Raw genomic sequence first — 20614 nt, 5'->3', positions numbered from 1 at the left:
AAAGTGACCGATTTGAAGAAGCCGAAATTTGTCCTTGACCTCAACTTAGGTTGAGGTCTTAAGAAGGCGTCCGGGTCTGCGTCCACAGGCTCATCGGCGTGCCCAAACCTGCCGCCGGTACCTCGTACTCATTACCGGATACCCAATGCACGTCAGGCACTTTCCCGACTTACTCCCGCTCCTTGCGGTTCTGATAATACTCAGTGGCTGCAGCCCTTCCGAAGAAACCTCGCATGCCAGTTTCCCGCCGCCGGCCGTGAAGACGATCACGGTGGCCGGCGAGGACATGCCGCTCAAGAAAGATTATCCGGGTCGACTGGTGCCCATTCGTCTGGCTGAAGTCAGGGCGCGGGTTTCCGGCATCGTACTGGAACGGCAATTCGAACAGGGTAGCGACGTCCACAAGGGCGACGTGTTGTTCGAAATCGACCCGGCCAAATTCGCGGCCGCCGTGGCTTCCGCAAAGGCGCAGCTTTCGCGGGCGGAAGCAGCGCTCAGCCTGGCGAACCAGCGGGCAGACCGGGTGAAGCGTCTGCTCGCGCGAAATGTCGCCAGCACGGAACAGCACGATGTTGCCCTGGCGGACCGCAAGCAGGCCCAGGCGGAAGTTGCCGTTGCCAAGGCCAATCTCCAGACCGCGGACCTTGAACTCAGCTATGCCTCGGTCCGCTCGCCGATTGACGGTCATATTGGCGCTGCGCTGGTGTCCGAAGGCGCTCTGGTTCGCCAGGAGGACGGAACGCAAATGGCGATCGTGCGGGATATCAGTTCACTCTATGTGGACTTCATCGCGCCGCTCGCGGAATTGTCCAGGGTCCGCCGCGAAATCGATGCTGGCGACATGCAGCCGGTTGAAAGCAGCAATGCCATCGAGCTGATCCTTGACGACGGCAGCACCTATGAACATCCGGGCCGACTGTTGTTTTCATCCGCCGTGGTCGATGAAACCACAGGTCAGGTCCTGCTCCGCGCCGAGTTCGAAAATCCGCAGGGCAAACTGTTGCCAGGCACCTATGTCCGCGTCCGTGTGACGGAAGGCGTCGCTCACCAGGCGGTGCTCGTTCCGCAAAGGGCCGTTCAGTGGGACACGCTGGGCCAGGCGAGCGTGATGACAGTCAGGGACGGCAAGGCGGCCGCACAGCCTATCCTGACAAGTCGTTCCGTCGGCAACCGTTGGCTCGTCACCCAGGGGCTGAAATCGGGCGATCAGGTGATCGTCGACGGTCTCGATCGTGCAATGCCCGGTCAGCCCGTCTCGGCCGCTCCGGCAGAGGCGGCTGCAGAAAAGGCCGCCGAACGCGGCACGGTATCAGACTGCAGTGCCGCAGAACCGTGCGATATCCCGAGCTAGAACAGGTCCTTCCAAATGCCGCAGTATTTCATCGAACGGCCCGTTTTTGCCTGGGTCATCGCACTTGCCATTGCCCTGGCAGGTGCGATCGCAATTCCGTTCCTGCCCATCTCGCAATATCCGAACGTGGCACCAACCACGATTGCGGTGACAACCAGTTATCCCGGCGCCACACCGGAAAATCTCTATGACAGTGTCACCAAGCTCATCGAACAGGAGATGAACGGCGCGACGGGGATGCTCTATTTCGATTCCGTCAGCGATGCGCAAGGCAGCGTGACCATCAACATCACGTTCGAAGCGGGCACCGATCCGCAGGTCGCGACCGTGGATGTGCAGAACCGGATCAGCCGTGTGGAGGCGCGCCTGCCGCCTTCGGTTCGCCAGCAAGGGGTGCGGGTCGAGGAAACCAGCAGCTCCTTTCTGCTCTTTGTCGGCCTTGTCTCGACGGATGGCCGTTTGAACGCTGTCGACCTGGGCGAATTCGCAGCCAGGAATGTCATTGATGAATTGCGGCGTCTGCCTGGTGTCGGCAAGGCGCAACTGTTCGCGACAGAACGGGCGATGCGCGTCTGGATCGACACGAAAAAGCTCGTCGGCCTCAACCTGACAGCCAGGGACGTGACTGGCGCGATTGCTGGACAGAACGCCCAGGTGTCGTCCGGCAGCATTGGAGCCCAGCCGAGTGCAGCTGGCCAGGAGATTACGGCCACCGTCTCGACCACGGGTCAGTTGTCGACCACCGATGAGTTTGCGGAAATCGTACTGCGGGCCAACCCCGACGGATCTGTGGTGCGCCTCGGAGACGTGGCGCGCGTGGAATTCGGCGCGCAAAGCTATGCGATCTCCTCGAGTATCAACGGTCAGGAAGCCGCGATGATCGGCATCCAGCTGAATGCGAGTGGAAACGCGCTGGTGACCGCCGACGCTGTCAAGTCGAGGATGGCGGAACTGGCGGCAAACTTTCCCCAGGGCGTCAGTTTCGAGATCCCTTATGACACGACGCCCTTTGTTTCGATTTCCATCGAGAAGGTCATTCACACGCTGATCGAGGCGGTGGTGCTGGTCTTCGTCATCATGTTCCTGTTCCTGCAGAACCTCCGCTACACGCTGATCCCGTCGCTTGTCGTGCCGATCGCCTTGCTGGGAACATGTGCCGCGCTGCAGGTTTTCGGGTTCTCGATCAACGTGTTGACCATGTTCGCAATGGTGCTTGCGATCGGTATCCTGGTCGATGATGCGATCGTGGTTGTCGAAAACGTCGAGCGCATCATGGCCGAGGAAGGCCTTCCGCCGAAAGAGGCAACCGTCAAGGCGATGAAGCAGATCACGGGCGCCGTCATCGGCATCACGGTCGTCCTGATTGCGGTGTTTGTGCCGATGGCGTTCTTTCCCGGGGCGATCGGGATCATCTACAAGCAGTTCTCCGTGACGATCGTCATGTCGATGGTGTTTTCGGCCTTCATGGCTTTGACCCTTACGCCGGCGCTGTGCGCGACGATCCTCAAGCCTATCCCTGAAGGCCATGCCCATCAAAAGAACTGGTTCTTCCGTGGGTTCGACTGGTTGATCGGCAAGACGACGAATGGCTACGGCCGCGTCGTCGGCGGGGCGGTGAATCGCAACTACCGCATGATGGTGATCTACATGGCGATCCTGGCGGGCCTGGGTTACACCTATGTTCGCCTGCCTTCCGGCTTTCTGCCGGTGGAAGACCAGGGATACGCTATCGCCGCAACGCAATTGCCGGCCGGGTCTACCGCGCAACGGACCGCCGGTGTTCTCGATCAGGTCGATGACTTCTTCATGAACAGGTCAGGCGTCAGGAAAATCGTCTCGATCCTGGGCTTCGGGTTCAACGGCAACGGCCAGAATGCGGGGATCTCCTTCGCAACCTACGAGGACTGGTCGGAAAGAGGACCGGGGGATTCCTCCGAAGCAATCGTCGGTTCGGCCCTGGGAGCACTTGCCGGCATTCCGGAAGGCTCCGTGTTCACCCTGACGCCGCCGCCCATTGCAGCGCTTGGCAATGCCAGCGGGTTCAGTTTCCGTTTGCAGGACCGTGCCAATCACGGAAATGATGCGCTTGTGCAGGCTGCCAACGCCCTGTTGGGCATGGCCTGGCAAAGCCCGATCCTGCAATACCCTTACATCGAAGGCCTGCCGCCTGCTCCGCAGATCATGCTCGATATCGATCGCCGGCAGGCAAACGCCTACGGGGTCGCCTTCGATGAAATCAATGCGGTACTGTCCACGTCGATCGGATCGAGCTATGTCGCGGACTTTCCGAACGCTGGCCGGATGCAACGTGTCATCGTTCAGGCAGAAGCGGCCGAGCGGATGGACGTTGCGAGCCTGCTTGATCTGAACGCCCGCAACAGCCGCGGCGAGATGGTGCCGCTCTCCGCCTTCGCGAGTGCGCGCTGGGAACTGGGGCCGACGCAAGTGGTCGGGTACAACGGTCTCCAGGCGATCAAGATCAGCGGCAGTCCTGCGCCCGGCCACACAAGTGGCGAGGCGATGGCTGAAATGGAACGGCTTTTCCAGTCTTTGCCGCATGGTTTCGGCTACGAATGGACGGGCTTGTCGTACCAGGAAAAGGCTTCAGGCAACGCAGCTCCCTTCCTGCTCGGTCTGTCGCTCGTCTTCGTGTTCCTGTGCCTTGCCGCGCTTTACGAAAGCTGGTCGGTTCCAATCGCCGTCATGCTTGTCGTTCCGCTTGGCGCCGTCGGGGCCATCGTTGCGGTCACCATGCGAGACCTGCCCAACGACATCTATTTCACGGTGGGGCTGATCACGATCATCGGACTGTCTGCCAAGAACGCCATCCTGATCATCGAGTTCGCACGGGATCTCAGGAACGAGGGGCGTTCTCTGCTGGAAGCGACGGTCGAAGCGTCGAAACTGCGCTTCCGGCCGATCCTGATGACGTCTTTCGCCTTCATTCTCGGCGTGGTTCCGCTTGCTTTTGCGACAGGTGCGAGTTCGGCCAGCCAGCGAGCAATCGGTACGGGTGTTCTTGGGGGAATGATATCGGCAACGGTGCTTGCGGTGCTTCTGGTGCCGACATTCTACGTCGTCGTTTCGAAGCTCTTCGGCCGCAGGTCCAGGGCCGCCGATTCCACTCCCCGGAGTGCCGAAGATGAGGAATTGCCTGACGGGAACAGCCGGCAGTCGGCGTGAATACGTGAACGTCCTCCAACCGTTGGTGAACAGCACAGGGGACGTCAGTCGCAGGCGTCGGAAAACGGACATTCTCCGAGGCATGGCAGCCGGGCCCTTGGGCCCGGCTGGCGGTTGGTCAGCCGGTGTAGTCTTCGTCCGAGACCTTCTCCATCCAGGTGACGGGAGAGCCGCCGATACTTTCCTGAATGGCGATGTGGCTCATGGCTGTGTCGGGTGCGGCACCGTGCCAATGCTTTTCTCCGGCCGGGAACCAGACGACGTCACCCTGGGAAATCTCTTCCACGGGGCCGCCTTCGCGCTGAACCCGGCCACGGCCGAAGGTTACGATCAGCGTCTGTCCGGCCGGATGGGTGTGCCAGGCCGTGCGTGCGCCGGGTTCGAAGGTGACATGGGCACCGCCGGTCCGGCCGGGTTCTTCTGCCTGGAAAAGCGGGTCGATGCGCACAGTGCCAGTGAACCAGTCGTCTGGCCCCTTGACGGACGAAGCAGTCCCGGAACGGATGATTTTCATTTTCAACTCCCTGATGCTTGTTGCGCGGTCAGCCGCGCAGCTTTTCAAAACGGTAAGTTAAGGCAGGCCCCCCGGGTTGGCTGTAGGCCAACTCGGCGGTGACCATGGCAAAAGGCTCCGCGAAGCGGGCCGTGCGAAGCGGACCGGCTTCAAGAGGATCGAAACCGATGTCCCGGATCAGGAGACCGGCAACTTCCTTCGCACCGGCATCGTCCCCGTAAACCAGGACTTGCGGCCTCGGTGTCCGTTCCTTTTGCGAAAAAACCGGCATGAATGCCTCGGAGGGAACCGTGTTGAAACAGGAAACCCAGCGGGCCTGCGGCCGCATGGCGGCCAGCTCTTCGGCTCCGGACGACTGGATACCGACCACCAGATCCGTGTTCGTCGGATCAAGGGGCACGCAGCAGTTCAGGACCACGGCTCCGGATAGATCGCCGGCTTGCGCGAGGACGTCGTCCACCCGCGACCAGTGAACGGCCAGCAGCAGCGCGTCCGCGTTCTCGACCGCGTCCGCCACCGACCAGTGCGAGGCGCCAGCCGCCTGGGCGAGACGCTCGAGCTTCGAGCGGCTGCGGGAATAGGCGAAGGTCACATCATGGCCGCAACGCGCCCAGAGCTGTCCGAGCTTTGCGCCCATCAGACCCGACCCCAGAATGCCTATCTTCATGTCTCAGTTCCGATCTTTCGTGCGGCAACGCCGGCTCCGGCGGGAACCGGTCACTGCGCGCGTTTTTCGAACACGGCCTTGGCAACCGGCAAAGCCGAAAACACTTTCGGCCAACCGGCATAGAATGCCAGGTGAGAAAGCATGGCACCGGCTTCTTCCTGTGTCAGGCCATTGTCCATGGCGCGGTTGAGGTGGAATGTCATCTGTTCGGGCTGACCGGCTGCAATCAAGGCGGCCACCGTCACGAGGCTCCGGTCGCGGGGCGCGAGATCTGGACGCAGCCAGAGATCGCGGAACAGCAGCTCACGCGTGTTGTCCACGACACCCATGCTCACATCCGCATAGTTGCCGCGTACGAGGTTTTCACGGGCAGCTTCGGCCTCTTCGTTGAGCGGTAGCAGGTCCGGGTCGGAGGCCGAGAGGTCTTCGATGGTGATCTCCCTTTCCTCGAACACCGGCGCGGCTGCTTCGGCGGCCGCGGTGGCATTGCCCCAGCCTGTATAGAAGGCGAGGTGGGTGATGGTTTCGGAGATCTCTGCCGGGGTAACGCCTGAATCGAGAGCCAACGATACATGGCTTGCAAGATTTCCGGTCTCGTGCCGCGTCATGAGGGCGGCAAAGGTGACCAGTGCCCGGTCTCTCTTGGAAAGGCCTGCCCCGTTCCATTCCGCACCGAAGAGATCGTCCTTCGCATAGGCTTCAAGTGCCGGGGCAACGCGGCCAACGGCTGCAGGCAAGGTTCCTGCCGCGTCCTGAGCGGCTGCAGTCGTGGCCATCAACGCCAGACCAGCTGCGGTGAGAATGGATTTCATCGGGAGCTCCCTTTCGGCAAGTGGGCAATTACCCTGCTAATCTGGAGCGCAAAAAACGTATCTTAATAACCGGGTCTTTCAAGCCACTCATGACGTCACCTCATGAGTGGGCTCAACCACGATCCCGCAGGGCATCCAGGACGACCTGGAAGGCGAACGAGGGCTTTTGCCGGCTGGGGTAATAAAGGTGAAAACCGGGAAACGACGGGCTGAAGTCATAAAGACATGTGCGCAAGGTTCCGGCCGCAAGATGCTCCTGCGCCAGCCTTTCGGGGACCAGTGCCAGTCCATGACCGTCCACGGCCGCACGCATGACCGGGTTGATCGTATTGAAGCAGGCCTGTCCTTTTACCTTCACCCGGATTTCGTTGCCGTCCTTGTCTTCGAACTCCCAGGCATAGAGTGCGCCATGGGTGGAAAGCCGCAGGTTGATGCAACTATGGTCCGCGAGATCCTGAGGCGTTTCCGGCTCGCGAACCCTGTCCAGATAGTCGGGTGATCCGACACAGACCATGCGCTCGTCCGGACCGATACGCATCGAGATCATGCCCTCGCTGACCTGTTCGCCATAACGCACACCCGCGTCACATTGGGAATCGGCAAGGTCCGTGTAGCCGTAGTCCATGACGAACTCGACATTGACCAGCGGATGGGCCTTGAGAACCGGAGACAGCTTCGGCCAGAGGAGGCTTTCTATGGCGTATTCTGTGGCGACGATCCTCACTGTCCCTGTGGGCTGGTCACGTGCATCGTTGAGTGCCTGAAGCCTGGCCTCGATCTTTTCAAGGCATGGTGTCAGGGTAGCCAGAAGGTCTTCGCCTTCGATCGTGGGAGCGACGGAACGGGTCGTCCGCGTCAAAAGCCTCAGGCCCAGGCGTTGCTCCAGTCCCTTGATCGTGTGGCTCAGGGCGGACTGAGACACGTTCAACCGCGCTGCGGCCCGCGTGAAACTGCGTTCCTCCGCAACAGCCGCAAGCGCGATGAGATCATTGATATTTTCTCGGAGCATGTGGGAGGTCCCGTTCTGATCATCCAGAATCATCACTGTCTCTCCCACATATATGTGCCGGGCTCATGAGGTCCATCGATTATGCAATCAGGGATCAAGCCGGATCAGCCTGTCTTCAGAAGCCCCTTCCCGCCGGGGAGACCGGTTTGTGGTGATTGCATAGATCACCCCATCCGACACAAGCACGTCCCGGATACGTTCTCCCGCCCGGTAGGCCTCGGATACCCGGCCTTCGGTGGTCACTTCCAGAATGCCGTTCACTCTCAAGCCCGCAAGAAGCAGCCGGTCACCGTCCGAGGTCAGGCCTGAAGGCGCCCAGGTGCTCTGGCCCGAATGCGCCAGTGGTGCGAGCAGGCCGTCGCGGGTTTCATCGCCCTGGATCAGCGGCCAGCCGTAGTTGCCGCCCCGCTCAATCCGGTTCACCTCGTCATGGCCGGACTGGCCGTGCTCGGCTGCGAAGAGCTGCCCGGAGGCGTCCCAGGCAAGGCCCTGGGGATTGCGATGGCCGAGCGACCAGACCGGTGAACCCGCGAACGGATTGTCCGAGGGGTTTTCGCCGTCCGGCGTGACGCGCAATATCTTCCCGGCAAGGCTGCCGAGGTCTTGCGGACGCTCCCTGTTTTCGGTCCAACCGGTGGTGACATAGAGCATGCCGTCGGGACCGAAGGCCACGCGTCCGCCGTTGTAAAGCGGGTGGCCCGGAATGGCGTCGACCAGCACCCGGGTCTCTTTCCATCGATCCCCGAGGCGTTCGGCCTCGATGACACGGTTCATCCGGGCATCCGGGGTGCCATAGTGCTGGTAGAGCACGATGCGGCCGGTGTCCGGGAAGTCCGGACTAATGGCCAGACCAAGCAGGCCGCCGCCGCGGTCATCCAGGATCGGCTGACTGGTCTCCACGGGAAAACGCGTGAAGGAACCCTCGGCAAGAATGCCGACTGTTCCACTCTTCTCCGTCACATAGATCTTGCCGCCATGGGCTTCGATATCCCAGGGATAGTTGAGGCCGTTCAGCACGGTGTCCGCTGCAGAGACGGACACCGGCATCAGCATCGCAAACAAGACACCACAAAAGTGGACGGCAAGCTTACTGGCCATATTCTTCTTCCGTCACATGATCGCCCCAGGCAACGGCGGACCCGTCAACCGTCGCCTGAATTGCGTAATGGGAAACGGCCGTGGTGTCGGTCGCGCCGTGCCAATGCTCGACATCAGGCGGGCACCAGACCACATCACCGGCCTGCATGATCTGCTTTTCCTGGCCGCGCTCCTGCACCCAGCCGGTCCCCGATGTCACGACCAGCATCTGGCCCGCAGGATGCGTGTGCCAGGCGGAGCGGGCTCCGGGCAGAAACGTGACGTGACCGGCGCTGACATCGTTCATGACAGGCGGGAAAACAGGGGCGACATAGGCTGTACCGGTAAAATAGTCACCGCTTCCCAATTGGCCCGCCAGGGTTTCGGAGCGGGTTATTTCCATGGATTGTGCAAATGCAGCCGGAGCCGCAAGAACGAGTGCGAGCGTTGCAAGAGTGCGTTTCATCTCAGGTCGTCTCCATCAGTCGTGAGGCGGCCTTTCGGCCTTCCTCAAGAACGTAGGCAAGACGCACGCGTGGATAATGGTGGCTCTGTCGGAAGCAGTCATGAGGATCACTCATGAACCCGGTGGAGCTGTCCGTCTGTCCACGAGCTCCACTCCTGCCGGTGTTATCCGGCCGCTGATTAATGAGTGCTGCTCATGAGAGGCAGTACCTGGAAGGGGCTTAATCCCTGTCGGTCTGACGCCTAGATTGGGAGCAACCGATCGGAGGAACCCCGCAATGCCCGCTTTCAGGTCAAGAATGCTCTCGTTGGCACTGACGCTGTTTTGCGCCGGGGCGGGGGCATCCGGAAACGCAACCGAATCATCGAACGAGGCTCGCATGATCCGCATCAAGGTGATCGTAGAAGACGTGGTGCTTCCGGCCACGCTCGACGATACGCGCGCAGGCAGGGACTTCGCGGCCCTGTTGCCGCTCGACCTGACCCTGACCGACTATCACGGGACAGAAAAGGTCGCGGACCTGCCACGCAAGCTCGATATCTCCGAAGCCCCGGCAAGCTACACGCCCAAAAAGGGTGACATCACGCACTATGCGCCCTGGGGAAACATCGCGATCTTCTACAAGCCGTTTCAGAATTCCCGGGGCCTCGTGAGGCTCGGTGCATTCGACGGGTCGATCGATGCCCTTCTGGGTGATCGACCGCTTTCGGTCCGCATCGAAGCGGCCGACTGACACGACGCAAAATCGGGAAACTCTGGAACGGGCTGTCCACCTGTCGGGATTGCCCGACTGCAGGTGTCTTCATTTTCGACACCTTCGAAAACGCTTTCGCTTCGGCAGAACAATCTGGCTGGACCCGGTGAACCGGGCCAGTCCTCTGCCTGAACAAGAACACTCAGAACCCAAGGAGACTATCATGTCCGACAACATCAATGGAAAAGTCGTCATCATTACCGGAGCCTCCTCCGGCATCGGCGAAGCAACCGCGAAGCTGCTGGCCAGCAAGGGGGCGAAGGTCGTGCTGGGTGCACGGCGCACCGACAAGCTCGAAACCATCGCGAACGAGATCAAGGCTGCTGGCGGCGAAGCCGTCTATCAGGCGCTGGACGTCACCGTACCGGCTGAAAACGAGGCTATCGTCAAACTGGCGAAGGACACTTACGGAAAACTCGACGTCATTTTCCTGAATGCGGGGCTCATGCCGTCCTCGCCGATTTCCGCACTCAAGACGAACGAGTGGGAGCAGATGGTCGACGTCAACGTCAAGGGCGTGCTGAACGGTGTAGCAGCCGTCATGCCGACCTTTGCCGAACAGAAGTCCGGCCATGTCATCGCGACCTCTTCCGTTGCAGGTCTGAAGGCTTATCCCGGCGGTGCGGTCTATTGCGGCACCAAGTGGTTCGTGCGCTCGTTCATGGAAGTCCTGCGGATGGAATCTGCCATGGAAGGCACCAACATCCGTACGGCAACCATCTACCCGGCGGCAATCAACACCGAACTTCTGAACACGATCAGCGACAAGGGCAGTTCCGAAGCGTTCCAGGCCCTTTACGACCAGTACGGTATCTCCGCCGACCGGATCGCGGCGGTCGTCGAGTTTGCAGTGTCGCTGCCGGAGGACACGACGGTCAACGAATTCACCGTCGGTCCGGCCAATCAGCCCTGGTAAGACCCGGTGGAATGGGCGGTGGCGGCGGCAAACATTGCGCTGCCGTCACCGGTCCGCATGCGGTTAAAAACCATGTGCTTCCAACGAAGCATCGATGCGGGCACGCCATTGCGGGTCTTTGAAGGGAAAAGCCTCCAGAAACATTTGCCTGGTCGCGTCGGCACGTCGGGACTGCACATCTTTCGCCCAACGCTCGGCCCGTTCGGTTTGTCCGGCCAGGGTTGCAAATGAAACGACGATCATGCTGACAAGGTAGTGGGCTCCTGGTGTCAGCGCACTGCGTTCGGCCATTTCGGCAGCCTCGGCAAGCCTGTGCTGATGCAGGAAACCCATGGCCTGCGTACCGAATGTTCCGTAGGCCAGCGGGTCAAGAGGGCTTAGGCGGTAGGAAAGACGGCCGCGCGAAATCGCCTCTTCCGCGTTTCCCGACAACCCCTGAAGAAAGCCGAGCGCATAGTGTCCTTGCGCGTAATTCGGGTTGAGGGACACGGCACGCTCGATGTGCACGATGCCGGTATCCAGCTCACCATCCAGCCAGAATGTCCGTCCCCAGACATAATTCGAAAACGGATCGAAGGAATCCGCTTCCATCGCTTTTGCCGCATGGGCCTTTGCCTGTGTGAGGGCCGCCTCTCGGTCGCGGTCGTAGTGTGCAAATGCGTCTTGGAACCGGGTGAACGACAGGCCAGCATGCGCACGGGCGAACTTGGGATCGAGTTCGACGGCCCTGCGGAAATGCGTTGCGGCTACCGCATTGGCATTCGCGTTGAAGCGGTACATCTGCTGCAGGCCGAGGTGATAGGACGACCAGGCGTCGAGCTGGTCCGTCCCCGTTTTCTGGGCGTGGGCAGCTTCGAGCGCATGAATTCTGAGATCAATTTCTGCAGTGATCGCGCTCGCGATGACAGCCCGCGCATGAAGGAGATCATCTTTCGCAAGCAGGTACCGTTCCGCCCAGACGACGGTGTTGCAGTCCGTGTCGAGCAACTGAACCGTTGCCGCAAAGTGCGTACCGTCTCTTTCAAGCTGACCGAACAGAAGGTAGCGGGCATCCAGGGCTGCGCCGACCGTCTCCGCCTTTGCCTCCGGCAGGGACCGAAAGCGAAATGTCGTGCCACGTGAAATGACGGTCAGCCAGCGCAAGCGCGATAGTTGCAGGATGAGTTCGTGCGGCAAGGCTTCGGCCAGAAGCTGAAGATCCGGATCTGGTTCGTAGGTCTGAAGTGGCAGGATGCCGATCGAGGGCGGGCTTCGCTCTGCGCGCGCAGGGCCTGCCTGCCCGAAAGTGACACTTCCCAGAAAGCGAAAACCTTTTCCATGAACGGTGCGCACCAGCCGTTGTTCGCGCCCAGCATCACCGATGGCGGCACGCACGGCGCTGATGCGGCTGTCGATTGCGGCGTCGGAGATGGGCCGACCATCCCAGATGCTTTCGACGATCTCGTCACGTGTCGTCAGCCGATCGCCGTTGGAGACCAGCAACAGAAGCAATTGGTAGACTTGCCGTTCCAGAGGCACAGCCGTGCCGTCGGATCTTCTCAGCTCAACCCGATCCGTATCCAGTTCGAAAGTGTCAAAACGCAATAGCATCCCTCGAGATTATCAAAAAATCGGGTGTTCTAAAGTTTTTCTGAAGGTCCTCTCCAAGCTTCCTGGCCCCGAAAGGCGGAAGGTCAAACGAGCAGCGCCGCCCGCGTTGAAAGGCGCAGGCATCAACTGGGCCGATGATCATCGCGGTCGAAATTCGCATTTCGTGCGTTCGTTCCAATCGAGAGAGAGCAGTAACGATAAACGAGGCAGGAGCCGTATCCCGCAAGGCCGAGGAAACGCTTGATCCCGATGATTGGGACCGGATGGAAGCCACGGCGCAAAAGGCGCTTGCGTATTCGCTCGCGCATATCCGCGACGTTCGCTCCAGACCACTCTGGCGACAGATGCCGCCCGAGGTGCGCACCAGATTTACCGGTGGTGTGCCCCATGCCCCCACGTCGCTCGACAACATCCTGGAGGAACTCAAGGAAGACCTGCTTCCCTACTCGATGGGAAACCTGCATCCGCGCTTCTGGATGTGGTTCATGGGATCGGGCAGCTTTACAGGCGCACTTGCGGACTTCATGGCTGCTATCGACGGATCTAATCTTGGTGGCGGCGACACGGCGGCTGCCCTCGTCGACAGACAGGTCGTCGGTTGGCTCAAACAGATGGTCGGGTTTCCCGAGGCTGCAAGCGGCACGATCGTCAGCGGTGGATCCATGGCGAACGTGATCGGCCTGACCATCGCCCGCAACCAGATGGCGGGCGTAGATGTTCGAAGCGAAGGGGTGGCGGCAATCCCCTCGCAGTTGCGCTTCTACGCATCCGATCAGGTCCACTCTTGCCACCAGAAGGCGCTTGAAGCCTTGGGGCTTGGCAACCAGGCGCTGGTTCGTGTCGCAACCGGACCTGATGGAAACATTGATCTATCAGCCCTGGAAAAAGCGATAGCCGGCGATCGTGCCAGCGGGAAGAAGCCTGCTTGCGTGATCGCGACTGCAGGCACCGTAAACACGGGCGCCATTGATGACCTGAACGCCATCGGTGCCTTGTGCAAACGCGAGGGGCTCTGGTTTCATGTCGACGGCTGCATCGGTGCCCTGATCGCGATTGCTCCGGAAAATCGCGGGCTTGTTGCCGGACTGGAGACAGCGGATTCATTGGCGCTCGATCCGCACAAATGGCTGCATGTTCCATTCACCGCGGGGTGCGCGCTGGTGCGCGATGCCCAGGCTCACCGAAAGGCCTTTACCCTGTCGCCGGAATACCTGGAGGAGAAACCTCGCGGGATCGCCGGTGCGCCGTTTCTGCACGATCTCAACATGGGCACATCCGCGGGATTTGCGGCACTGAAGATCTGGATGGCACTAAAGGAAAACGGCGTCGAAAAATTTGGTCGCCTGATCGATCAGAACATCTCTCAGGCCAAAGAGCTCTCGGCAAGGATCGAAAACGAACCGCGGCTGCGGCTCATGGCCCCGACCGTGATCAATATCGTGAATTTTCGGTACGACCCGGGCGGAATGGACGAAGCTTCGCTCAAAGCTCTGAACACGGAAATCATGCTTCGCCTTCAGGAGGAAGGCATTGCAGCGCTCTCGGATACCACTGTCAGGGGCCGTCACAGCCTTCGCGTCGCCATTTGCAACCACCGCACACGAAGCGATGACCTCGAGTTGCTTGTCAGGGAAATTTTGCACGTCGCAGAGGCGATTGAAGCTGCCGCCTAACCGGGTAGGCCAACTGGATTATTTTTTGAGAACAGCAAGTGACAAGGGCTGCAAACCCGCCATGATACGAAGGTTCCGATGCTTGGGGTGAAACCGACATGGATTTTTGGCGGCTGACAGTTGTTGAAGCGGTGGAGATGTTTCGCGGCCGCAGAATGTCTTGCCGAGACTATGTCGAGGCGTTGATTGAAAGATCGGAACGGTTCGTTGACCTGAATGCCTTCACCCAGTTTGCCCCGGATAATATACGCAGCGCCGCACGCAAGGCCGATGAGCACCAGGCAAACGGTGGACCTTTGGGGCCGCTGCATGGCATTCCCGTTGCCATCAAGGACTGCATCGACATTGCCGGCATGGCAACGACTGCTGCAACGCCAAGCCTGAAAGATCACGTGGTCAACAGGACCGCATCGGTGGTCACGAAACTGGAAAAAGCCGGGGCATTGGTCTTCGGCAAGACCAACATGTACGAGCTCGCCTTCGGCATCACCAGCAACAACGATCACACCGGCCCCGTTCGAAACCCGCACGATCCTTCTCGCTCAGCGGGGGGAAGCAGCAGTGGTTCTGCCGCTGCCGTAGCCGCGGGTCTGGTTCCGGCTGCTCTTGGCACGGACACGGCAGGCTCGGTGCGAATTCCGGCATCATTTTGCGGGGTTTTCGGCTTTCGCCCCACAAGTGATCGCTACAAGACTGACGGTGTCATGCCCTTGTTTCCAACGCGCGATGTGCCTGGCCCGTTGGCGCGATCTGCAGAAGATCTGCTGCTTCTGGATGCCGTTTTGTGTGGGCAGAGTGAGCGGCCTGCCATCGATCTTCGAAGCCTGCGGCTTGGCCTACCCGGAAGGTATTTCCTGTCCGGCCTGGAAAGTGGCGTCGCCCAGGCGTTTGAGGAAACCCTTGACCAGCTTGTCTCCTGGGGTGTCACGGTCGTTGAGGCAGAGATGCCGGAGGTTTCAAGCTGGCTTGGCGAATTGTCGGAGCCAATCCGTGCGTGGGAGCTGGAAAGAGCGCTGGAAGCGTATTTGTCGGCTTCTGGCGCTGCCGTCGATGTTCGGTCGCTCGTTGCCGGCATAGCCGGGCAATACGTTCGTGAGGAATTCGACGAGGCTTTGCGTGGTGCGGACGCCAAGGACCTGGCAGCACGATACGAGCATGTGATTTCCGTCTCGCTCCCTCGCTGTCGCAAGCACTACTGCGCGCATCTGGAGCAGTTCAAACTCGACGCGATCATTTTTCCAACGACACCGATTGCGGCAACGGCACTGGGTGAAGAAGGGCGTGTCGTCGTTGACGGCAAGGAAGTGTCTGTCTGGAAGACCATGCGCAACACGGTACCAGCGACATTCTTTGGCGCCCCAGGCGTGAGTGTGCCAATGGCACGAAGTGTTCGCGGCGTACCCGCAGGCCTGGAAATCGATGGGCTACCGGGGGCAGATCGAAAGGTGCTGGCAATCGCGGCGGCGATTGAAGCAATGCAATCGAAGGAACACGGCATGCGTCGGTAGCAATTGCCGGTTCCGAAAAGGGCGGCCCGAAGGCCGCCCCTGAAAAGGTTCAGATCTCGAAGCCGCTCTGGCCGGCGATGTTTTTCAAGGCCCGTTCCGGCCGGGCGCCGACGTGGCTGATGACGCTCGCGGCGCACAGGCAGCCAAGCTCGGTGGCTTCCGCGAGCTTGTAGTCGCGGGCAAGGCCGAACAGGAAGCCGGAGGCAAACAGGTCGCCGGCGCCTGTCAGGTCAACCACGTTGTCGACAGTCTGCGCAGGAACCTTGACGGTTTCCTCGCGGCTGATTGCCATCGCACCGTTCTCGCCGAGGGTCAGGGCGGTCAGGGCACCGGAGTCCCGGGCCGCATTTACTGCAGTGTCCAGATCCGATGTTTCGTAAAGGGCCTTCAGCTCATGCTCGTTGGCGAACATCAGGTCGACGACACCATCGGTCAGAAGGGCCTGAAATTCGCTGCGGTAGCGGTCGACACAGAACGAGTCGGACAGGGTGATCGCCACTTGACGCCCGTTTGCATGCGCGATTTCCGCAGCTTTCAGGAACGCCTTCTTGGCGTCTGCCGGGTCCCACAGATAGCCTTCCATGTAGGTGACGGCTGCGGCGGCAACGACTTCCTCGTCAACATCGGCGATGCCGAATTCGGTGCATGCACCCAGATAGGTGTTCATCGTGCGTTCGCCGTCCGGCGTGATCAGGATCATCGACCGGGCGGTCGGCTTGCCTTCCTTGAGGCGGGGCGTGTTGAAATAGACGCCGGTGCCGTTCATGTCGTGATAATAGCTATCGCCCAGTTCGTCCTCGGCAACCTTGCCGAAATAGGCAGGGCGTCCGCCGAGCGAGGCAATGCCAGCCGCCGTGTTGCCGGCGCTGCCGCCGGAAATGCGGACGGTCTGTCCCATCTTGTCGAACAGGCGTACTGCCTCGTCGGTGTCGATCAGGCGCATGGAGCCTTTGACGAGGTTTTCCTGAAGCAGGAAATCCTCTTCGACATGGGCGAAGACGTCGCAAATGGCATTGCCGATGCACAGGGCATCAAATCTTGTTTCAGTCATAGAGTTCCTCTGGTGGTGTCGGGTAGCCGCCGTTACGAGTAGGGATTGGGCCGGAGAGCACGGTTGGATTCCGGCTCCCTGATCTTGTCCCTGAACGGGCTTGCCCGGTAGACGCCGAGCATGTTCAGCTCGGCACAGAAGAAGGCCAGCTCCTCGAGCGCCAGGGCCACCTTCGGATCTTCCGGATGGCCTTCGACGTCCGCATAGAACATCGACGCGAAAAACTGCCCTTCAAGCTGATAGGATTCCAGCTTGGTCATGTTGACCCCGTTGGTGGCAAATCCTCCCAGGGCCTTGTAGAGCGCTGCCGGAACGTTGCGAACCCGGAAGATGAAGGTCGTGATGACCGGCTGGCCGTTGTGCGCGGCCTCCATCTTGTCGCGCGAGAGAATGACAAAGCGGGTCGTGTTGTGCGCCTCATCCTCCACATCCCGGCGCAGAATGTCCAGACCGTAGATTTCGGCGGCCATTTCCGGCGCCAGGGCGCCGACGCTCGGATCACCCAGCTCGGCGATCTGCCGGGCGGAGCCCGCGGTATCGCCGCCGACGACGGCCGTCAGGCCGAGCTCACGGATCACGTTCCGGCACTGACCAAGGGCATGCACATGGCTTTGCACCTTTTTCAGGTCTTCGATCTTTGCGCCCTTGACCGCCATGAGCTGAAACCGGATCGGCATGAAATATTCGCCGATGATGTGCAGGTCCGATTTGGGCAGCAGGTGATGAATGTCCGCGACACGGCCGGCAACGGAGTTCTCGATCGGGATCATGGCAAGGTCTGCCGACCCGTCGGCCATGGCCGAAAAGCAGTCTTCGAAGGTGGCGCAGGGGATGGCTTCGTAATCGGGATAAACGCTCCGGCAGGCCATGTGCGAATTGGCACCGGTTTCTCCCTGGAACACGATTCTTTTTCTGTCGGTCATATGTCTTTCCGCCTTTCGGCAGTCTTTCGTCAGTTTGTCTGATAGGCCGCCCGGGCTCGTTCCAGATCTTCGGGCGTGTTCACGTCCATCGGCGCGCTGTCGATGACGGAGGCATCAATCCGCATGCCCGCTTCCAGGGCCCGCAACTGTTCCAGCTTTTCACGCTGTTCCAGTGGCGAAGGCGGCAGCTGGACGAATTTTGCCAGGGCTGCCCTGCGGTAGGCATAGATGCCGATGTGGTGGTAGTACGGGCCGTCACCGTGCGGGGCGACGGCCCTGGTAAAGTAAAGCGCGCGATGATGGCCGTGGCCGTTGGGCGTAGTGACTGCCTTGACGAAATTCGGATCGTCCCGGAAGGCGGTATTGGTGAACTCGGTCATGATGGTGCCCAGGTCGACATCGGCAATGGCGAGCGGCGCAAAGGCCGCCCGGATGGCTTCCGGTGCGATCAGCGGCACATCGCCCTGCACGTTCAGGATGACATCGTGCTTTCCGTCCGGATCGATCAGTCCCGCTGCCTCGTGAATGCGATCGGATCCGGAGGCGTGATCGGCACGCGTCATGACCGCCTTGCCGCCGTGGTCCTGCACCGCGTCGAAAATGTCCTTGTCGTCACAGGCAACGGCTACCGGGCCGATATCCGCGTTGCGGGCCTGTTCCAGAACACGCACGATCATGGGTTTTCCGCAGATGTCGGCAAGCGGTTTGCGCGGCAGTCGGGTGGCAGCGAGGCGGGCCGGGATAATCACAAGAGCAGCGGTCAATCGGGTCTCCATGGGGCCGGACGGGCGGAAGAAATGCAAAAAAACACGTGCCGCGTCCGTTTGTCGTATCAGATGCCCTTTTAAAGCTATGGACAGCAAGGTCAAAAAATTTGTAGGTTCCGGCAAAATTCGAAAAGCTGATAGGGGTCGCAGCGACGCTGCGGGCCCGGACGCGTATGAGCTTGGAGCCGGAGAGAATGGATTCCTTCACGCTGAACAAGGCCGCTGGTGCGGTACTGATGGTTCTGATTCTGACTATGGGTGTCGGCATTGTCTCCGACATCATCTTCCATCCGACGATGCCGGGTAAACCGGGTTATGAGATCGTCGTGGCGTCTGCAGAGGATAGCACCTCGGAAGTCGGCGCGGTTCCGGAAGTGGTGCCGATCTCCGAGCGTCTGGTCGAAGCATCTGCTGAAGACGGCGCGAAGGTGGCCAAGAAATGCGCCGCCTGCCACGACTTCACGCAGGGTGGCGCCAACAAGGTTGGCCCGGCACTTTGGGATGTTATCGGCCGCAAGCCAGGTGGACACGAAGGCTTCGGCTATTCTTCCGCGATGGTCGCATTCGGTGAAGAAAATCCGGAGTGGACCTATGAAGAACTGGATCACTTCCTGGAGTCCCCGAAGAACTTCATCTCCGGCACCACGATGGGTTTTGCCGGACTGCGTAAACCGGAAGACCGCGCAGACATGATTGCCTACCTTCGTGAACAGGCCGATTCGCCTGCGCCGCTGCCGACCGAGTAAAACCTCTTCGACATCGCGAACGTGACTAGAGTTGTAGAGAAGCCGGGTTAACTACCCGGCTTTTTTATTTGATTTATATGAAAAATTAACAAATCTTACGTTACGTATTGTTGTCGAATAGTGGGCTAAGGTCGGACAAGGACCCTATGGGCATCAACTTGACGAGGAATGTATTTTCTAAGTCGAATGGAACGTGGATCGCTTCCATCGTTGCTGCCGTCTGTTTTCTCGCTGGCATCGCCGTCACTGCGCACGTCGGTCAACTGGTCCGCAATGAAATTGTTTCCCAGCACAAACGTCAGGCCGTCGCCTCGCTCTCCGAGGCACGGGCGCGCCTTGAAGGCGAAATCAACCGGACTGTGGCCCACGGACTCGGGATCCGAGCCTATGTGTCCCAGTTCGTCGAACAGCCATTCGAAATGGAGGACTACCGGGAAATCGCGGTCGAACTGATCGAGGAAAATCCGTCCATCCGCTCTATCGGCCTGGCACCCAACAACATTCTTCGCGCGGTGTTTCCGCTGGAGCCCAACCAGGCGGCGCTCGGTCTGAACTACCGCATGAACACGGCGCAGTGGCCCGCAATCCAGCAGGCGATGGTGACGCGTGACGTCGTGATTGCAGGCCCTCTTGAACTTGTGCAGGGGGGCAGGGCCCTCCTGATCCGAATTCCCATCTTTCCAGCCAGCTTCCTTGGGCAACCGCTCAAGGAGCGCAGTTACTGGGGTGTCGCCACCCTGGTGCTGGACGAAGAGGGCATGATGAAGACTGCCGGCATCACGGATGTCATCAACGGCATCCGCATCGGTCTTGTGAACCGGAGCGCGGTTGCTTCCAACAACATGATTTTCGGCAGCCAGTCTCTCCTTGAAAAGGATCATGTGTCCCTGCCTCTGCATCTTCCGGGCGGTCTGAACTGGGAGCTTGTCGGTCTTCCGGAGGCCGGCTGGTCGAGCACGGGCAACCAGGTCTGGATCACGCAACTCGTCGGCAGTCTGATCTCGCTCGTCTTTGGCGCCATGGCATTTCTGTTGATCAGCGAGGTCTACAAGGTTCGCTCCATGGCGCTGCATGACCCTCTGACAGGACTGGCGAACCGGCGCCTGCTGGAAGACCGCATGCACCAGCTTGCCGCCATGTGCGAGCGCAGTGGCGCGGGCTTCGAGATTTTTTACGTCGATCTGGATGCCTTCAAGCCGGTCAACGACAACTATGGGCACGCAGTTGGCGATCAGCTTCTGATCGAGGTCGGGCAGCGGCTGCAGAACCAGATCCGGCAGACGGATACCGTCGCCAGGGTCGGCGGCGACGAGTTCATCGTGCTGACGCCGGGCAACATGCGGCGCCAGGAAAGGGACACCTTTCTCACGCGCCTCGATGAACGTGTGACCCAGGCATTCCAGTATTCGGGTGCCCGCATCGATGTGAAAGCCAGTATTGGCTCGGCAAGTTATCCAGGTGATGCCGCCACAGTGGAGGATTTACTTAGGGTTGCCGACGGAAGAATGTACGCGCAAAAGGCAAAGTCCAAGAGAAATTCACAGGATATTCCCGGAAACGGCCTCCCCCAGGCAGGTTAAATTTCTGTCATCTCGACAGCCAGCAGG

Annotated in this window: 18 protein-coding genes; 8 read left to right on the top strand and 10 right to left on the bottom strand. The window is 60.1% G+C overall.

Annotated elements, in window-relative coordinates; translation table 11 throughout:
• Positions 1-256 precede the first annotated feature (256 nt).
• Together FIV03_RS03845 and FIV03_RS03840 are read left to right on the top strand one after the other, a co-directional pair.
• Positions 257-1351 (top strand): efflux RND transporter periplasmic adaptor subunit, encoded by a 1095-nt coding sequence (locus FIV03_RS03845; protein WP_173013762.1) that lies wholly within the window; start codon positions 257-259, stop codon positions 1349-1351.
• A 15-nt stretch (positions 1352-1366) separates the two neighbouring features.
• Positions 1367-4534 carry an efflux RND transporter permease subunit gene (locus FIV03_RS03840; RefSeq protein ID WP_152508727.1) on the top strand — a complete coding sequence of 1056 codons (3168 nt, stop codon included), beginning with the start codon at positions 1367-1369 and terminating at the stop codon, positions 4532-4534.
• A gap of 118 nt (positions 4535-4652) precedes the next feature.
• On the opposite strand, the gene FIV03_RS03835 is transcribed toward FIV03_RS03840, so the two are convergent.
• The 6 genes from FIV03_RS03835 to FIV03_RS03810 all read right to left on the bottom strand — a co-directional run bounded on the left by FIV03_RS03835 (position 4653) and on the right by FIV03_RS03810 (position 9079).
• A complete protein-coding gene (locus tag FIV03_RS03835; RefSeq protein WP_152508726.1) occupies positions 4653-5048 on the bottom strand; it encodes a cupin domain-containing protein in 396 nt (131 codons plus the stop codon).
• Positions 5049-5076: 28 nt separating this feature from the next.
• On the bottom strand, positions 5077-5715 hold the full coding sequence (locus tag FIV03_RS03830) for an NAD(P)-binding domain-containing protein (protein ID WP_152508725.1): 639 nt from the start codon (positions 5713-5715) through the stop codon (positions 5077-5079).
• A 50-nt stretch (positions 5716-5765) separates the two neighbouring features.
• A complete protein-coding gene (locus tag FIV03_RS03825; protein WP_152508724.1) occupies positions 5766-6527 on the bottom strand; it encodes a carboxymuconolactone decarboxylase family protein in 762 nt (253 codons plus the stop codon).
• Between the two features lie 112 nt (positions 6528-6639).
• The gene (locus tag FIV03_RS03820; RefSeq protein ID WP_152508723.1) at positions 6640-7536 is read right to left on the bottom strand and encodes a LysR family transcriptional regulator; all 897 of its coding nucleotides are present in this window, start codon (positions 7534-7536) and stop codon (positions 6640-6642) included.
• An 87-nt stretch (positions 7537-7623) separates the two neighbouring features.
• Positions 7624-8634 (bottom strand): PQQ-dependent sugar dehydrogenase, encoded by a 1011-nt coding sequence (locus FIV03_RS03815; RefSeq protein ID WP_152508722.1) that lies wholly within the window; start codon positions 8632-8634, stop codon positions 7624-7626.
• Positions 8624-9079, bottom strand: a complete 456-nt coding sequence (locus tag FIV03_RS03810; protein WP_152508721.1) for a cupin domain-containing protein — start codon at positions 9077-9079, stop codon at positions 8624-8626. The genes FIV03_RS03815 and FIV03_RS03810 overlap by 11 nt, the downstream gene beginning before the upstream one ends.
• A gap of 379 nt (positions 9080-9458) precedes the next feature.
• On the opposite strand from FIV03_RS03810, the gene FIV03_RS03805 reads away from it, so the two are divergent.
• Both FIV03_RS03805 and FIV03_RS03800 read left to right on the top strand, forming a co-directional pair.
• Complete coding sequence (locus tag FIV03_RS03805; protein ID WP_173013761.1) at positions 9459-9812, top strand: cyclophilin-like fold protein; 354 nt, start codon at positions 9459-9461, stop codon at positions 9810-9812.
• Positions 9813-9996: 184 nt separating this feature from the next.
• Entirely contained in the window at positions 9997-10749 is a 753-nt protein-coding gene (locus FIV03_RS03800; RefSeq protein WP_152508720.1) for an SDR family oxidoreductase, read from the top strand.
• A gap of 63 nt (positions 10750-10812) precedes the next feature.
• Here FIV03_RS03800 and FIV03_RS03795 read toward each other — a convergent pair whose 3' ends face one another.
• Positions 10813-12333 (bottom strand): winged helix-turn-helix domain-containing protein, encoded by a 1521-nt coding sequence (locus FIV03_RS03795; protein WP_173013760.1) that lies wholly within the window; start codon positions 12331-12333, stop codon positions 10813-10815.
• Between the two features lie 140 nt (positions 12334-12473).
• Here FIV03_RS03795 and FIV03_RS03790 point away from each other — a divergent pair, with 140 nt between their 5' ends.
• The gene (locus FIV03_RS03790; RefSeq protein WP_152508718.1) at positions 12474-14012 is read left to right on the top strand and encodes a pyridoxal-dependent decarboxylase; all 1539 of its coding nucleotides are present in this window, start codon (positions 12474-12476) and stop codon (positions 14010-14012) included.
• 98 nt (positions 14013-14110) lie between these two features.
• The gene (locus FIV03_RS03785; RefSeq protein ID WP_152508717.1) at positions 14111-15520 is read left to right on the top strand and encodes an amidase family protein; all 1410 of its coding nucleotides are present in this window, start codon (positions 14111-14113) and stop codon (positions 15518-15520) included.
• A gap of 49 nt (positions 15521-15569) precedes the next feature.
• Here FIV03_RS03785 and FIV03_RS03780 read toward each other — a convergent pair whose 3' ends face one another.
• Genes FIV03_RS03780 through FIV03_RS03770 form a run of 3 tightly spaced genes read right to left on the bottom strand, consistent with a single transcriptional unit; the run spans position 15570 to position 18270 of the window.
• Positions 15570-16571, bottom strand: a complete 1002-nt coding sequence (locus FIV03_RS03780; protein ID WP_152508716.1) for an adenosine kinase — start codon at positions 16569-16571, stop codon at positions 15570-15572.
• A gap of 32 nt (positions 16572-16603) precedes the next feature.
• A complete protein-coding gene (locus tag FIV03_RS03775; RefSeq protein ID WP_022999063.1) occupies positions 16604-17494 on the bottom strand; it encodes a prephenate dehydratase in 891 nt (296 codons plus the stop codon).
• Between the two features lie 29 nt (positions 17495-17523).
• Positions 17524-18270: a 3-deoxy-manno-octulosonate cytidylyltransferase gene (locus FIV03_RS03770; RefSeq protein ID WP_152508715.1), complete on the bottom strand. Its 747-nt coding sequence runs from the start codon at positions 18268-18270 to the stop codon at positions 17524-17526.
• A 185-nt stretch (positions 18271-18455) separates the two neighbouring features.
• Between FIV03_RS03770 and FIV03_RS03765 the strand changes: the two genes are divergently transcribed.
• Both FIV03_RS03765 and FIV03_RS03760 read left to right on the top strand, forming a co-directional pair.
• Positions 18456-19007 (top strand): cytochrome c family protein, encoded by a 552-nt coding sequence (locus tag FIV03_RS03765; protein ID WP_152508714.1) that lies wholly within the window; start codon positions 18456-18458, stop codon positions 19005-19007.
• A 158-nt stretch (positions 19008-19165) separates the two neighbouring features.
• Positions 19166-20587 (top strand): diguanylate cyclase, encoded by a 1422-nt coding sequence (locus FIV03_RS03760; RefSeq protein WP_209009849.1) that lies wholly within the window; start codon positions 19166-19168, stop codon positions 20585-20587.
• Positions 20588-20614: the final 27 nt, after the last annotated feature.

The sequence above is a fragment of the Labrenzia sp. THAF187b genome (genome assembly GCF_009363375.1).
Classification (GTDB): Bacteria; Pseudomonadota; Alphaproteobacteria; order Rhizobiales; family Stappiaceae; genus Roseibium; species Roseibium algicola.
The sequence above is the reverse complement of the archived record's forward strand: the minus strand, read 5'-3'. Positions and strand labels throughout refer to the sequence as shown.

Coding starts and splice junctions, on each gene's coding strand:
- FIV03_RS03785 (WP_152508717.1), top strand. CDS start 14,111: ATGGATTTTTGGCGGCTGACAGTTGTTGAAGCGGTGGAGATGTTTCGC.
- FIV03_RS03800 (WP_152508720.1), top strand. CDS start 9,997: ATGTCCGACAACATCAATGGAAAAGTCGTCATCATTACCGGAGCCTCC.
- FIV03_RS03815 (WP_152508722.1), bottom strand. CDS start 8,634: ATGGCCAGTAAGCTTGCCGTCCACTTTTGTGGTGTCTTGTTTGCGATG.
- FIV03_RS03810 (WP_152508721.1), bottom strand. CDS start 9,079: ATGAAACGCACTCTTGCAACGCTCGCACTCGTTCTTGCGGCTCCGGCT.
- FIV03_RS03830 (WP_152508725.1), bottom strand. CDS start 5,715: ATGAAGATAGGCATTCTGGGGTCGGGTCTGATGGGCGCAAAGCTCGGA.
- FIV03_RS03765 (WP_152508714.1), top strand. CDS start 18,456: ATGGATTCCTTCACGCTGAACAAGGCCGCTGGTGCGGTACTGATGGTT.
- FIV03_RS03825 (WP_152508724.1), bottom strand. CDS start 6,527: ATGAAATCCATTCTCACCGCAGCTGGTCTGGCGTTGATGGCCACGACT.
- FIV03_RS03820 (WP_152508723.1), bottom strand. CDS start 7,536: ATGCTCCGAGAAAATATCAATGATCTCATCGCGCTTGCGGCTGTTGCG.
- FIV03_RS03835 (WP_152508726.1), bottom strand. CDS start 5,048: ATGAAAATCATCCGTTCCGGGACTGCTTCGTCCGTCAAGGGGCCAGAC.
- FIV03_RS03770 (WP_152508715.1), bottom strand. CDS start 18,270: ATGGAGACCCGATTGACCGCTGCTCTTGTGATTATCCCGGCCCGCCTC.
- FIV03_RS03790 (WP_152508718.1), top strand. CDS start 12,474: ATGATCATCGCGGTCGAAATTCGCATTTCGTGCGTTCGTTCCAATCGA.
- FIV03_RS03775 (WP_022999063.1), bottom strand. CDS start 17,494: ATGACCGACAGAAAAAGAATCGTGTTCCAGGGAGAAACCGGTGCCAAT.
- FIV03_RS03805 (WP_173013761.1), top strand. CDS start 9,459: ATGATCCGCATCAAGGTGATCGTAGAAGACGTGGTGCTTCCGGCCACG.
- FIV03_RS03780 (WP_152508716.1), bottom strand. CDS start 16,571: ATGACTGAAACAAGATTTGATGCCCTGTGCATCGGCAATGCCATTTGC.
- FIV03_RS03840 (WP_152508727.1), top strand. CDS start 1,367: ATGCCGCAGTATTTCATCGAACGGCCCGTTTTTGCCTGGGTCATCGCA.